The organism is Bacteroides sp. D22 (assembly GCF_000163675.1).
Taxonomy (GTDB): domain Bacteria; phylum Bacteroidota; class Bacteroidia; order Bacteroidales; family Bacteroidaceae; genus Bacteroides; species Bacteroides xylanisolvens.
Window position 1 is genome coordinate 55,909 of sequence record NZ_GG774799.1, and the last position, 16,976, is coordinate 72,884.

At 35.3% G+C, this 16,976-nt stretch carries 6 protein-coding genes; all 6 read left to right on the forward strand.

The genetic code is table 11. The features are described from left to right. Positions 1-488 precede the first annotated feature (488 nt). The 6 genes from HMPREF0106_RS18930 (at position 489) to HMPREF0106_RS18905 (ending at position 16,967) form a co-directional block, all read left to right on the forward strand. Entirely contained in the window at positions 489-2,441 is a 1,953-nt protein-coding gene (locus HMPREF0106_RS18930; protein WP_009039214.1) for a sulfatase, read from the forward strand. Between the two features lie 533 nt (positions 2,442-2,974). Next, positions 2,975-6,994 (forward strand): hybrid sensor histidine kinase/response regulator transcription factor, encoded by a 4,020-nt coding sequence (locus HMPREF0106_RS18925; protein ID WP_198138544.1) that lies wholly within the window; start codon positions 2,975-2,977, stop codon positions 6,992-6,994. Positions 6,995-7,142: 148 nt separating this feature from the next. Continuing rightward, positions 7,143-8,720, forward strand: a complete 1,578-nt coding sequence (locus tag HMPREF0106_RS18920; protein WP_009039216.1) for a hypothetical protein — start codon at positions 7,143-7,145, stop codon at positions 8,718-8,720. Between the two features lie 21 nt (positions 8,721-8,741). Then, the gene (locus tag HMPREF0106_RS18915) at positions 8,742-11,966 is read left to right on the forward strand and encodes a SusC/RagA family TonB-linked outer membrane protein (RefSeq protein ID WP_009039217.1); all 3,225 of its coding nucleotides are present in this window, start codon (positions 8,742-8,744) and stop codon (positions 11,964-11,966) included. A 10-nt stretch (positions 11,967-11,976) separates the two neighbouring features. Beyond that, a complete protein-coding gene (locus HMPREF0106_RS18910) occupies positions 11,977-13,950 on the forward strand; it encodes a RagB/SusD family nutrient uptake outer membrane protein (RefSeq protein WP_032851067.1) in 1,974 nt (657 codons plus the stop codon). Positions 13,951-13,976: 26 nt separating this feature from the next. After that, positions 13,977-16,967 carry a SusC/RagA family TonB-linked outer membrane protein gene (locus HMPREF0106_RS18905; RefSeq protein ID WP_032851069.1) on the forward strand — a complete coding sequence of 997 codons (2,991 nt, stop codon included), beginning with the start codon at positions 13,977-13,979 and terminating at the stop codon, positions 16,965-16,967. Positions 16,968-16,976: the final 9 nt, after the last annotated feature.

Genomic DNA, 16,976 nt, shown 5'->3' on the forward strand with positions numbered 1-16,976 from the left:
CAATTCCATCTTTTACATTCTCTGTAATCTGGTAGTATGTATTAGATAAAGATTCATGTTATGAAGATGACTTACCGGTTGATAATATTCTTTTTATTTTAGACTATATATTGATATAACAAATATTAATCAGTAATTTTGTATGTTCCGATAAATATATTAAATAATCGCACTTTTGCAGAATATTGTGTAGGCGGTCCATGTTTCCAAGAATTATCGCCTATGATGTGATTATTACATAATGCGTATTTCATTTTAATATTAAATTTAATGATTGCTCAAAGATAAATATTTGTTTGTTACATATATTTCATTCTCTTTTACGATTTTAGCACTTCTGTTTTTGTTATATAAAACATGTCGATTTTTATATTAAAATTGTTGAAAGATACCGAGTGAAACAATTTTGATATTTTTTTAAACGAAAACGAATATTGCCGAAATGTAAACTTTTTATCTTTGACCTGGATAAATAACTTTAATATCTTATGAAACACTTATCTTTATTGCTGTGCTGTTCTTTCTACGGACTGTCTTCCATATCTGTAGGAGCGATTAATCATGAAAGACCCAATATCTTATGGCTTACTTTTGAGGATACTAGTGCACGTGAATTTGGTTGTTATGGGAACAAGGATGTGCATACTCCAAATATAGATAGCCTTGCTCTCCGTGGTATACAGTTTATGAATGCTTGGTCGGTAGCTCCACAAAGTTCTGCGGCCCGTTCTTCCTTAATCACTGGATGTTATGCTACCACATATGGGATGGATGTTCATCCGATACCTTATGATACTCCCGTAGATATTTTCTTTCCTCAAAAATTACGTGAGGTGGGGTATTATTGTACAAATAATAATAAGACCCATTATAATTCTACTACAAATAATAAGATCTGCTGGGACGAATGTAATAAATATGCGTCATACAATAGTAGTAGACGGAAAAAGCATCAGCCATTTTTTGCTGTGTTTAATACTGTTGCTTCTCACATGGGGCGTATTCGTACCTTTCATACCGAGGGCCGAAGAGATTACACTAGGGAGGGGATTTATCCGAGCTTATTGTCACTTCCTTCTTATCTTCCAGATCTCCCAGAAATTCGTTCTGATTATGCTGCTCATTTGGAGTCGGTACAAGATGTGGATACATGGCTTGGATTCTTTTTGAAAGACTTGAAAGATAGAGGGCTAGATAAGAATACAATCATATTTTTTTTTAGTGATCATGGAGGGTGTCTTCCACGTGGTAAAGGATATTTGTATGAAAGTGGTTTAAAGGTTCCTTTAATAATATACTTTCCACCTAAATGGAGGCACTTGGCAAAGGTTTCTTCAGGTAAGGAATATGGTCTTATTAATTTTACTGATTTAGCTCCCACTGTACTTAGTCTTGCAGGAGTCAGACCACCCAGGCATATGCAAGGTAATGCGTTATATGGCAAATTTGTAAATAAGGGTAAGCGTGAAATGCAGTTTGCGTTAGCATCTAATCAATTACATCATTTTATGCCTGTACGTGCAGTTACAGACGGGCGTTTTAAATATATCCGAAGTTATATTCCATATCGTCAGTTTGCTTTACGCAATTATTATCAATGGGGCATGCCTTCAAATCAAGTATGGGATGAGTTAATATTAAAAGGGGGAGGAAATCCGGAGTGGAGCCAACCTTTTCAAAGTCATCCGGCTGAAATGCTATTTGATCTTGAAAAAGATCCAGACGAACTTCATGATCTTTCTGGTGTTTCTGAATATGAAGGTGTTCTCTGTAAAATGCGGCAAGCATTATCTGCTCATATTCGTGTTACTACTGATTTAGGCTTTTTTTTACCTGATTCACGTATAGGGCATATACTTTATGAAAAAGTACGTCAAGAACGCTACCCGTTAGCTGAACTGTATGCCCTTGTTGAGATGGTTGGTACTGCAACAATAGACCTGCTTCCTGTATTAGAAGAAGCAATTACTAGTTCTTTGCCAGAAATGCGATTTTGGGGCATAGTAGGGTATGCCAAACTAGCCAAAGAAAAACGAATTAGAACTTGTCCTCAAGCTTTGTTGGCATTAATTTATGATACTAACCCATATATAGCTTCGGAGGCTGCTTATGCCATATCTTATTTGGGAAGATATCAGGAAGGTATTACCCGTCTGCTTACTCCTACTTTAGAAAAGAACCGAAAAATAGGTTATTCGTCGTTGGAATGTCTGTCTTTGGATCCAGAAATGCGTGAATATATTCGTCCTTTCATACCGGAGCTAAAAGAAGCGGCGGAAACTCTACCACATGTTGAGAATGAAGATGCAGGATTTATGGCACGTGGTATACTTGTAAATCTAGGCGAAATGGATATCAAGGAATTGTATGGTGCCGAGGCCTATGAAAAAGGTTTGAAATTAAATCATACTCGTAGAGCAATGCTTCCCTTACCTAATTAATTGATGTGTAGAATATTATATATGTGTAGTTTTCATGTCCTGAACCATAAAATATAAAAGGTTTTTCTTCAAATTAGGTGGTAATCTCTTTTTTATTGAGACGGTGTTCCTCGTCTTCCTTAATCCTATGAAAAGTTGTAGATATGTCTTGTTATATTGTAACATCTTAATGATGTGGTGTCTTTAAAGTCGCTAAAAGGTAAATTTGTTTATAACTTTTTGCAAGTTAAGAAGAAAATAAAAATATCATCTTGTTTTAAATTATGTTTCTACAAAATTGAAGGAGGATAATTTTATATTAGTGATATTTCCTTTTTGTATTTTTTTAATACAAAAGAATAAATGGATAAAATTAGATTAAAAAAAATAAATTATTATATTGCAATGAGTTAATTTATGTGAATAATTTGTACTTTTTTAGATGTATTTATTATTAAATTTACAATGTTTTATTTATTTGCAATAAATACTATGAACATATGATGCTTATTCGATTTTATATCTGTATCATATATTTGTTATTATTTACATGTATGATGCAAGCTAATTTACGGTTTACTCCTTTTCCAAACAGGCAGTTACCTTCTAATGAAGTGAGAAAATTATATCAAGATTCAGAAGGATATATTTGGATTCCAACCTATAATGGCTTAGCTCGTTATGATGGTCATAATGTGGTAAACTATGGTTTTAATAATGTCACAAACAAATCATTCAATTCATATTTAAATGCAGTGGTGGAAGATGATGAAAAAGGACTTTGGATTGCAGCAGAGAATGGGGTGTTCAAACTGAATAAGATGACGGGGGAAGTTTTTAGCCATACTGATAGTACCTTGAAAAACTTAAATGCTGTAGCCATTGTTTTTGATAGTAATAAAACACTTTGGGTGGGAGGTAACAAGGGGCTTTTCCGAAAAAAAAGAGGAGGTGATTTTGAGCAGTTGAAATTGCGGGATTCTGTGGGTAATGAGATTTTGCACATTAATTCCATTATGGAAGATTCGAATCACAATCTTTGGATTACGGCCTGGGAACAAGGGCTATATAGATACGATACAAAAACCGGACAACTTTTTTCTTATATTGATCCAATATTAAAAACTGCTTATGTAGTGTATGAAGATAGTCGTCATACCTTTTGGGTGGGGACATGGGGAAGGGGACTTCTAAAATTATCCGTTCCTTATACGGTTCATTCTATGGAGTATACACAATTTTTGCATAATGAGAGCATGGTAACCTCGTTAGTTGATGATATAATCTACGACATAAACGAGGATGAATTATCCCAGCTTTGGATAGGAGGACGTAGTGGGCTGAGTATCCTTTCATTAGATGGAAATAAATTTGAAAACTATACTCCTGACGGTAATTATGGTAATCTGCCTTATAATGAAGTAAATTCTATTCTTCATACTAAGGACGGTTTAATGTGGATAGGCATGTTAGGAGGAGGAATATGTAAGGTGCAAAGTTCACAGGTAAAATATGAGGTGGACCGTTTAGATTATATCAAGAAAAAATACAAGACCAATTCTGTACGAAGTATTTGTCAGGTGGGAAAAAACGAATTATGGATGGGGATTATGGGTAGGGGGCTTGTAAAATATAATCAGCGAAGTCAGACAGGAGTGAATTATGTAGATGTTCCCGAACTTAACCATCTTCCTTATCCATCTACAGTTAATAGTATTATCAAGCGCAGAAATAAAAATGAAATATGTTTTGGAACTTGGTGTGCCGGTGTCTTTTTTTACGATGAAGACAAACATAAAGTAACGATGCTCAACCAATTAGTTAATGAGAAATTAGGTGATAATTGTGTTTATGTATTGTTGGAAGATTCTGATAATAATCTTTGGATAGGAACTCGTAATGGGCTTTATATTTTTGATACAACTAACGAACTTTATACTCTTTCTGAGTGGCTTCATTGCGCAGAAGTTCCTCCGCTGTCGAGTGTTTATGATATTAAGGAGGATGAAATGCATAATCTTTGGCTTGCCTTAGGGGAAGAAGGGGTTATGCGTATAGATCTTAATCAAAAGAGCTATAAAAAATATACAATTAGTGGTAAACATAGTAGTTATGTTACTAGCTGTATTTTAATTGATTCACAACAGCGTATATGGGTAGGAACAATGTGGAGTGGTTTGGTTTACTATCAAGCAGCTAGTGATTCTTTTATTACTTTTCCTGCTATTTCTAATATAGAGAATACTAGTATATCTAACATCATAGAAGATGAGAATAAATATATTTGGATAACATCTAATAATATAGTGCTTGCTTTTTCTGTTGATGATTCTTTTCGAATACAAAAGGTAAACTATTATGCAACTTATGATGATGTTTCAGGTTCATTGTTTAATCGGAATGCTAGTTGTGTTTTGCCGGAAGGGAAAATTGCATTTGGTAGCTTGCAAGGACTTTATATTTTTGAAACACAGCAAATGTATGATGACGATATGAGTTCTTTTCCACTTCTTTTCACTGATTTTAAGATACATAACCGATCACTTCGTGACTTTACTAAGGAAGAAAGAGAAAAGTTTTCAAAATATGAAATAAACTATGCAGACAGGATTACAATTCCCTATAATCAGAATAATTTCACTATTGAGTTTTCTTTTATGAATTACGAACGACGAGATGATTATCTCTATGCCTTTAAACTTGAAGGTTATGATGAACGGGAGAATATAGTGGATTCACAACATCATTTTGCAATATATAATAATTTACCTGCTGGGACTTATACTTTTTGTCTTAAAGGGATGCTTCCAAATGGGGAATGGAGTAATGAAGTTAAAACTTTGACTATTGTAATTCAACCCAAGCCTTGGCAATCATGGGGGGCTTATGTTATTTATATATTGTTATTTGTACTGATATTCTATTCTATTTTTTATTTTCTTCATTACAGAATGCGTATGCAACATCTCATTCAAATAAGTGAATTGGAGCAGCAAAAGATACAGGAAATTAACCATTTGAAATTACAATTTTTTACAAATATTACTCATGAATTGATGACGCCGCTTAGTATAATATTAGCTTCGCTTGAAAGTTTGAAGAATGGTAGTGATAAGCAAAGCCTTCTTTCGGTAATGACTGTCAATGTTACCAGATTGATGCGTCTCATTCAGCAGGTGCTTGAATTTAGAAAAGTAGAGAGTGGTAATTTAAAAATATGTGTTTCATATGGTGAGGTTTCTTTATTTGTGCGTAGTTGTGTAGAGGCTTTTATACCTTTGTTAGGTAAAAAGCAACAACACATAGTTTTTACAAGTGAACCAGAGTCTATTTTAGGTTACTTTGATTCGGACAAATTGGATAAAATGATATATAATCTCCTTTCTAACGCCATTAAATACACTCCGGTCGAGGGTCGGATTTCAGTAAACCTAAAAAAGAGTAGTGTTGATGATATGTTGAAAATAGATGTGATTAATACGGGGGAGTTAATGAATCGAAAAACAATTGATAATCTCTTTAAAAGATTTTATGAAGGCGATTACCGTAAACATAATACTATCGGTACAGGTATTGGTCTTTCATTGGTAAAAGATCTAGTAAATATCCATCACGGTACAATTGAGGCGTTTAGTAATCAGTCCATAGGTAATTGTTTCCGCATTTTATTGCCTCTTGATAAAGAAAGCTATGTTCAGGGGGAAATTGATGAAGAACTAGGAGCACAAATGCAAACCTCGTTTACCATGCCTGTTTATATAGATGAAACAATAGAAAATGCAGGGGATGGAATGTTACAAGCAGATTACACAATTTTGATAGTCGATGATAATGAAGAGCTTTGTATGCTTCTTTCAAACTTGTTATCTAATTATTTTTGTGTAAAGATTGCAATGAACGGAAAACAGGCGATTCAAGTACTTGAAGAGGGAAATATAAACTTGGTAGTATCAGATATTATGATGCCTGATATGGATGGTATAGAACTTTGTAAGTATATCAAGCAGCAATTTGAATTTAGTCACATTCCAGTGATATTGCTTACAGCCAAGCGAACAGAGAAGAGCCAGATAGAAGGTTATAGTTCTGGCGCGGATGGTTATATTAGCAAACCTTGTAATATCTCATTACTTTATGCTCAGATCATTAACTGTCTTAAACGACAAGAGCGTAAGAGTACGGATTTTCGTAAACAAGTAGTGTTTGAGGTAAATAAATTGGAGTATACTTCTATAGATGAGGCTTTTTTACAGAAAGTTATTGATTGTGTTAATGCTCATTTAAGTGATACTGACTTTAGTTTAGAGAAGTTTGTGTTTGAAGTAGGGACATCTCGTACTGTACTTACAGAGAAACTAAAAACGTTAACAGGGTTAACCCCTTCCAATTTTATACTTAATGTACGTCTTACTACAGCTTGTAAATTGATGGAGGAACAGCGGAAGGTACGCATTTCAGACCTTGCTTATGCCGTAGGTTTTAACAACCCTAATTATTTTAGTATGTGTTTTAAAAAGAAGTATGGTCTTTCTCCAAAAGAATATATAAGTAATAAACTTACTCCAGAAGGCTGAATTTCGGCATTTATAAAGGGATTTAGTGTAATAATCCGGTAAATATTAGATTTTTTATTGGTATAATCTCCCTTTCTTTGTGAAGTCAATGATGTGGTTATTTTTAGAAACTCATTGATTTATTTTTTGTGTACTAAATTTACATATTATGAAAAATTATTTACATTTTATTACTGCTAAAATTTTATCCTTATTAGGATTGGTTGCCTTATTATTATCTTGTTCAGATGCTGACGGAGATAATATGAAGTCTCCTGTGCAAGGCGTTCCTTTTAGATCGATTTATGTAGAAGTAGATCAGGAAAGAGTGAAAGCGGAAATGCTTGATTCCAAAAATCTCTCATTATCATTTAATACTGCTGAGAATTTTGCAGAGTCAAAAATAGAAGTTGAGCTGGAAGATGGTTATGAACTCATCTTTCCATCTGATATAAATAAAGCAGATTTAGCTAATTATCCTGTTTTAAACTTTCGCTCTCCAGACAATCAAATCCGGAAGTATTGGCTTACTATTGTGTCTAAAGCCTTTCCTGTAGTAGATGCTAGTAAAATAAGTGTGGTGGGGGCTAGTGTTGATGTAACACTTAATAGTACAAATCGCCAAATTACTGTTGCATTCGATAAGTGTACCATGAATATGGCTGATATAGAACTACAATTTGCCGAAGGAGCTATACTGGAGGGAAGTGAAATCGTTTCTAGCTTGCATTTTGATTTTTCTGAGAAGTTATCTCAACCTCTTATTATCAAACAACCTAATGGAGTAGAGCGCACTTATACTGTAGATTTGAATGTTGCTACTGCTATGACAGATCCTAAGTTTTTAGGATTTAATGATGTTACTAGTAATTATCTCTCTACAGAAGAGTATCCGTTTATTTCGATTTATCAGGCAACTACAATAGCTAATATTCCTATTCTTAATGTTGGTGATGAAACACCATTTAGTTGGGTGTCTCCATATGATCCTTCGATGATAGGTGACTGGTCTGAAAGTCGACAAACAGAAACTGTTAGTGATACTAAAATTTCGGTAATTACTATTGATAAGGCTAAAGCTAAAGCACAGTTAAAATCGAATGGCGGTCACATTTTAATGAATCAGGTTCATAGTTTGATAGCTATGAGTGGTAGGGCTGTAATAGAAAAAACATTCCTTTGCATAGATGAAACGTTAGTTAGTACGGTTAATAGTGGAGATGCCGGCTGGCGCTCGTCATTCGGATTTAATGCAGAAGGGGAGATCTTTTTTGGTACTACTGCTATTAGTGATAACAAATTGATGAAATTGCCTTATTTTGATTCTCATCCTGGTGATGCCTATCTTGAGAATGCTGTAGAATGGAATGGCATAATTTCATTGGCTTGTGCACATCCGTGGTTAATAAGAAGTGGTCGTCGTATGACTTCTGCTGAAATTATAAATAATGATGGAACAGGTTGGGAAGTGGCCTTAGGAGAGGCTTGGAACGGTAACAAGCGTATGCGTTCCTATATTGGTGTTACCTATGATCATAAATTGGCTCTTGCAGTTACAAGTGAAGGATTCGGTACGAACCAAGGTGCCTGGGTACTTGAGCAGCTTGGTTGGAGAGAGGTTCTTTATGTCGGTGGAAGTTATTACGAAGCTGATGATTTTGTTACTACATTATTAGTTAATGGCAAGGTTGTACAAGGTAATGCGGATCAGGAAGCAATGTATTGTGTGACTGTAGATGCAAAATAACCACTTTAAAATATATGTCATATGAGAAGTTTAAGTTGTGCAATAGCATTTTTGTTATTGTCTCCGATTTTATGGGCTAATCAGGAATCTGATTGGAACATACGTCCTTTGAATGGCGAAGTTGGTATCGTCCAGACAGTTCTTTATACAGGTAAAATATTGGATAATACCACTTCTGAACCTTTAATTGGTGCTACGGTTAAAGTGAAGGATACTTCAATAGGAACTATTACTGATGTGAATGGAAATTTTTCTATTCGTGTGCCTGATAACATTTCACCGGTAATACTTGAAATCTCTTTTATTGGATATACAAAGAAAGAGATAACATTGCAGAAACGCATAGATAATATAATTCGCCTGGAAGAAAATATGCGTGTGCTTGATGAAGTGCAGATTGTGGCTTATGGTAAGCAAAGTAAGATCTCGGTGACAGGAGCCATCAGTTCTGTTAAGACTTCTGATCTGTTAAAATCACCTAGTGGAAGTGCTGCAGGTAGTCTTTCGGGAGCCATCACCGGTGTATCTAGTGTGCAACTTTCTGGTCAGCCAGGTGCAGAAGATCCTGATATTTATGTTCGTGGGACAGGTTCATTGACATCTGCAGCCTCTAAGCCTTTGATCTTGGTAGATGGTATTGAACGTTCATTTTTTCAGATGGACTCCCATGAAATTGAAAGTATTACTGTACTTAAGGATGCTGCGTCTACAGCTGTGTTTGGTGTGCGTGGTGCTAATGGGGTTGTTTTAGTAACGACTCGTCGTGGAGAAGCTGGGAAACCGAAAATATCAATAAATTCTTCGTTTGGTTTGACGCAATCACTACGAAACTTGGAAGGAGTTGACAGTTATACATATGCCCAGCTTTATACAGAAGCGCAAAGATCAGACAATCCGAATATAACTGATAGTCAACTAAAGTTTTCTCCTTATGTTACTGAAATGTTTCGTACTAATGCTGACCCTATCATGTTTCCCAATGTAGACTGGAATGAGTATATCTTTAAAAACCTAGCTTGGCAGACACAACATAATGTGACTTTGTCAGGTGGAGCAGAACGATTTCGTTATTTTGTATCGTTGGGGTATTTGCAACAGGATGGTATGATGAAGAAACATTACGAGAATTATGATCCTAACTATTCATACAAACGATTTAACTATCGTTCTAATGTAGATATGGATTTAACCCGATCAACTCTTTTGAAAATCAACATCGGAGGTCGGGTTGGAAATAAGCGTGAGCCTCAAACTTATGATTTATGGAAGAATATCATGTGGGCGACTCCATTTGCTAGTCCCGGATTTGTTGATGGTAGATATATTTATAATGCAAATAATAAATACATTCCATTAGAACAGCTTACCAGTGGTCTGGATTGTTACTACAATTGGGGGTATCAAACCACCAACGATAATGTACTTAATCTTGATTTAGCATTAACTCAAAAGTTGGATATGTTTACAAAAGGGTTGGTTTTTTCAATAAAGGGGGCATATAATACCAACTATTCAACGACGGTTTACCGTGCGCCAACAGCGACTGATAGTTCTTATACGCCTATTTACATGGGTAGTAAAACACAACCGGGTATGGATATTTCCGATCCACGTTTTGATAACAGTATTGTTTATCAGACTGATGGGGTAACAGGCTTACGTGAACCTTTGGATTATAAGGATGATACGGGACGGGGACGTAATTGGTATGCTGAGGCTAGTTTTAATTATAACCGTTCATTTGGCGATCATGAGGTATCTGCATTGTTATTATATAACCAGTCTAAAACGTATTATCCTGCCCAATATACAGAGATTCCTACTGCTTATATAGGTTATGTAGGACGTATTATGTATAATTGGAGAAAACGTTATATGATAGATTTGAATGCAGGGTACAATGGATCTGAAAACTTTGCTCCAGGCAAACGTTTTGGCTTTTTTCCGGCAGCATCTCTTGGTTGGATTGTTTCAGAAGAAAAGTTTATGAAAAATCTTAAGTTTATAGATTTCTTAAAAGTTCGGGCATCGTATGGTATTGTCGGTAATGATAAATATAGCGGACAGCGTTTTCTTTATTTAGCAGATTCTTGGAATGGATATAATCAAGTTTGGAGTAATAATGGTAGTTATCAATTTGGAATAGGAGGAAGTTCGGAACTTCAACCTGACGCACATGAAAATATAATTGGTAACGCAGAAGTAACTTGGGAAAAAGTTGCTAAGCAAAATTATGGTATCGATATAAAAATGTTCAATTCACAATTAAGTATTACAGCTGATGTATTCTTTGAAAAACGTAAGGATATCTTGTCTACTCGGAATACATTACCTTCTATTACTGATATAACTTTGCCTCTTATCAATTTGGGTAAGGTTAACAATCATGGTTATGAACTTTCTATAGGTTGGGATTCTCGAATAAATAAGGTTAATTATTGGTTAAAAGCTAATGTATCTTATGCCAAAAATAAGATTATCTATATGGATGAGGTTTATCCTAACGAACCTTATATGGCACAAACGGGACGTAGTACTGGGCTAAATTATGGTTATCTTTTTGACCGTTTTCTTCAAAAGACAGATTTCGATGAGAAGGGTAACCTTAAGGTTGATGAATCGGGTAGACAAATTTTACCTGTAATGGCATTGGGAGAGCCCAAACCAGGCGATGCGCTTTTTAAAGATCTCAATAATGATGGGATAGTTGATGGTAATGATAAGACCTATTTTGGTTATGGCAATCGTCCGGATTATACTCTAGGCTTTTTAGGTGGTTTGAAATGGAAGAATTTTGAGTTTTCTATGCAGTGGACGGCGGCTTTACATGCATCTCGCATGCTTTCTGAAGAGTATAGAGATGCGTTTGGTAGTACTAACAGCCGTATGTTACTTAAGTTTTTGGCTGACGGACGTTGGACAGAGGGTAATGAAGAGGATGCACGTTTTCCAAGACTTACATTTCGTAATAAATCGCATTATACGGAACAATCGGACCTATGGTTGATGGATGGTTCCTATTTAAGACTTAAAACAGCAGAAATTTCTTATACTTTTAGTAAATATGATTTATTGAAGAAAGTCGGTATTGAGTCTATAAAACTCTATTGTAATGGCTATAACTTACTTACACTATTTTCTGATTTGAATGATATTGATATAGATCCGGAAGGTATGACTAGTGGTTCAAGTAATACATATCCAAACATTCGTATATACAATTTTGGAGTTAATATTTCATTTTAAATTACGAGTTATGAATAAATATATATTAAAATACTTGTTTGTAGCCAGTTTGTCACTTTGTGCCTATGGTTGTAGTGATATAGCTTTTGGTGAAGGTTTTTTGGAAAAAGCGCCTGGTGGGGATATTACTATTGATACTATTTTTTCATCAAAAATGTATGCTGAGAGAGCTTTGAATTCCGCATATGCTACTCTACGTACCGGTTTGACTGTTCACTCAGCAGCGAGCGATAATAATGATTATGAACATCAGATGGCTGGTGATAAACTGGGATGGGATAATTTGGATGCTTTGACAGATATCATCAGTTCACACTGCAATTGGGGGGGGGCGTATGGTACGTATTATGCAGGACAGTATAATACGGAGACGGAGAACGGCTCCTCTAGTACCAAGTTTGGATTTAATCCTTCACAGGATGCGGCTTGGACTGGTATTCGCAAAGGATTTCTTTTCATTAATAATGTGGATCGTGTGCCTGATATGACTGAATCAGAGAAGAAAATTCGTAAGGGAGAAGCACGCATGATTATAGCTTGTCAGTATCATGAATTAATGCGGCATTTCGGGGGTATTCCATTGTTAACAGATGATATTCAGGTTAATAATGATATGGATACCGATTATTCACGTCAAACTTTAGAGGCAACAGTGTGTTATATTGTTGAACTTTGTGACCAAGCAGCAAAAGAGCTCCCTTGGACAGTAGATGCTGTTAATGATGGACGATTCACAAAAGCCTCAGCTATGGCTTTGAAAATAAGGGTGTTGCTTATGGCTGCTAGCCCGTTATTTAATGCTAATACTCCTTATTTGGAAATGGGGCAACCTACTCCTGCTAATACGGGAAAAATTCCAGCAGAGAATATTGACAAGATGGTATGGTATGGCAATTATGATCAAGCTCGTTGGGAGAAAGTTATAACAGCTTGTGAAGCTTTTATGGATGAAAACCAACGTAATGGTAATCCATATAAATTGGTAACATCTAATTCAGCTACAACAGATGGGTATCGTGACGCTTTTTCCAAGTGTTATGCAGATCGCTATAATGGTGAGATTTTAATTGCAACATGTCGTACTATGCGTACTTTTGGTGAACTTTATCATCGGATGTATTTTGGACCGGCATCTGATACCAATGGAAATACTGGTCGTGGATATGGCGGTGGATGCATTACACTTAATTTTGTAGATTTGTTCCCTTATGCTAATGGTGAGAAAGCATCTTATGAAAGTTGGTTAGCTAATAATGGATCTGTGGGAACTTTAGATAACAATCCTTTTGTGAATCGTGATCCTCGTTTGTATGAATCGGTAATGATAGCCGGCGACAGGTTTCAAGGACGTGTGGCCGAAATGTGGATAGGTGGTCGTGAACGGGGTGCTGCTGATAGTCCGCGTGCTATTACTGGATTTTGTTCTAGGAAATATTTATGGGACTATAATGAGGCGACTTTTCATAATAAACCTTCGAACTATGCTTACTTGCGTCTAGCTGAAGTTTATTTGGCTTATGCAGAAGCATTAAATGAGACAGGACAAAAATCTGAAGCATATTTATGGTTAAATAAGGTGCGTAATCGTGTTGGCTTGATAAATATGACTGACGCACTATTAGCACGTCTGCAGGAAGGTAAGGTATTGCCTGATTACCCAGAGGCGCCTTCATTAGGTGACAAACAGTTACGTGAAGAAATATTGGACGAGAGAGCACGTGAGTTTGCGTTCGAGGAAGTGCGTTGGTTTGATATGATCCGTTGGAAAAGAAAAGATATTTTCACGAAAGATTTGAAGGCTATTACAATAATGCCAGAGAGTGGTTCTTTAGAAGTCGGTAATTTGCGTTTACTTTTTTCCGAACCGACTGTTGAAGAGCCTCGTTATTGGAAAATGCATTTTAGTCCGAAGTGGTATTTGAGTGCATTTCCTTCAAATGAAATAAACAAGGGGTATGGACTTATTCAAAATCCGGGTTGGTAATTGGTTAATATTAAAATTGAAAAACAATGAAAAGGCTTAGTGTAATTATTTTATTCACTTGTCTTTGTTGCCTATTGAGAGCACAAGAATATTTAGTGAATTTATATATTGTAGATAAACAAGATAATCCAATATCTGAAGTTGTGATGACCATTGTTGGCAATAATATGAAGAAATTTATTAGTGATAGCGATGGTTTTATTCAGTTCCAAGCTGAGAAAGGTACTGAAATTATTTTTTCGAAATATAACCAAATGTTAGGCAGGACTATTGTATCGGCAGAAAGGCAGTTTGTCACTTTGGATGATAATAATTGTTTGTTAGAGGTAGGTTACGATGAGCGGCTAACAAAAGAAAATACTTCCTTGGCTATTAGTGGTGTTACTGCTAAGGAAATGCGTGTATCTGGACAAACTAATGTAATGAATACGTTGTATGGATTGATACCGGGATTATCGGTTATACAAGGTGAAAACCTACCTTGGCAGTCGAATCCGGATGTATATGTTAGAGGAAGAGGTTCGTTTGGTGGTAATAATGTTATTATTTTAGTAGATGGTATTGAACGTGATCTTACTAATATTCATTCCGAAGAAATAGAAAGTGTTACTGTATTGAAGGATGCAGCTGCTTTGGCACTTTATGGAAATAGAGGCGCTGATGGGGTTGTTTGTTTTACGACAAAACGAGGTGGAGAACATAAATTTCGTACCCATGTAAATTATAATCTTTCCATTCAGAATCCTTTTCGTATACCTGAAATGGCCAATGCTTATAATTATGGCAATGCACTTAATGAAGCTTTATGTAATGATGGTATGGCTCCTCGTTATACACAATATGATTTACGTAATATGTTAAATGGGGTGAATAGTTATTTATATCCTAATATTGACTGGAAAAATGAGTTACTTCGTAATACAGGTTTTAATCATGATTTGAATTTCTCTTTTGATGGAACAAGTAAACGTATGCGTTACTATGTATTTGCTGATTATTCTAGTAATAGGGGATTTTTTAATAATACAGATCTGAATGATGGCTACTCTACCCAGACTGAAATGTATTCACTTCGATTACGCACAAACTTAGAAACTGATATCAGCCCAACTAGTACGTTACGTATTAACCTTATGGGACATTTGCAACAATATCAATATCCGACTGCAGGTACTGATTTAACAGATATGTATAATACACCATCTGCTGCTTTTCCAATAAAGAGTAATAATATGTGGTTACAGAATCAAATATTCAAGAATCCATTAGCACAAAAAACTGCAAAAGGTTATACTACAATGTTACAACGCACTCTTTTTGCAGATTTGACTTTTGATCAAAATCTATCTATGTTAATAAAAGGACTGTCTGCTCAGTTGCGTATATCTTATGATAACTCTGCTGATATGGACGATACTAGATCAAAAGAATATGCTTACAATAATGTGACACAACTATTTAATGAATCGGGTAATATTTATGATTACCTCTATACTCGTTATGGTAATGATACGGAACTTGTGTTCAATAATGGTGTACTTGCTACACAGTTTATGCGTACTAGCATATGGGCAAAACTGAATTATATTCGCGATTTCAATGCACATCACGTTAATGCTAAGGTAATTTTTAGTCAAGGTAAATCCAAATTCAGAGGTGCAAACAATACATTCATGTATCGCGATTATATTCTAAATACAGAATATAGCTATGATGATCGTTATATTATTAATGGAGTACTAACTTGCGCAGGTAGTGCCAAGTTAGTTAAGGGAGATAAGTATAGATTTTATCCTGCCCTTTCTGCTGCATGGGTTATTTCTAACGAAAAATTTATGAAGAATGCTAAGAATATTGACTATTTAAAATTGCGTGCTTCTTATGGGATAGTTGGTAATGACAGCCGTCTTTCATACGATATGGATAAACGATTTAATGGTAATGGCAAGAAATATATTTTTGTAGGTACAAAATTACTTAACGGTATGACTCATGGTGCGCTTGCTTCTACAGACATGGAACCGGAAAAAGATTACAAAACGAATGTTGGTATTGAATTAGGGCTTTTTGATGGACTTGCGTTCGAGATAGATGGATTCTATAATCGTCGTAAAAATATCCGTGTAAACTCTACCGGTTCTGTATCTTCAGTTCTTGGGGTAGGTGCTAGTGATGTTTTTACTGGGGAAGTCAAAAATTATGGCGTTGAAATTGCATTAGGATATAAACAACGGATTAAAGATTTTGCCTATCATATTCAGGGTACGTTCTCTTATGCCAAAAATGAGATTATGAGAATGGAAGAAGCTTATCACCCATATGGATATATGTATCAGACAGGACAGTCAATTGAGCGTTTTTATGGCTTGGTGGCTGATGGGTTTTATCAAGAAAGCGATTTTGATAATAATGGTAAATTACAATCAGGTGTTCCGGTATCTACATTTATTTCGGAAGTTCGTCCTGGTGATGTAAAGTATAAAGATTTGAATGAGGATGGCAAAATTGATGAATATGATAATACTTATCAACTTTACTCCAATTTACCGGAAATCTACTATGGATTTAATGTTGGAGCATATTATAAGAATGTTGGATTCAATGCTTGTTTTCAAGGTGCAGGTCATTTCACTGTGACTACTGATCTAGAGAGCATCTATCAGCCACTTTATGGTAATGATAAGAATATTTCAAATCATTATTTGAAGGATTATTGGACTAGATATACTCCGAATGCTCGTTATCCTCGCCTTACTACTCTATCTAATAACAATAATTATCGGACTAGTTCGCTTTGGACAGAAAGAGGGGATTTCTTAAAATTGAGAGCTCTGGAGATTTATTATAAGCTGCCTAAACAGTGGATTAAGAATTTACATATGAATGAGTGCCGTTTCTTCTTGAAAGGTATGAATCTTTTTTCAATAGACCACATAGATATTATGGATCCGGAATATGTTAGTATGGGATATCCGTCTATGCGTAGTTATCAGATAGGAGTGAATGTTTTATTTTAAACATAAAAG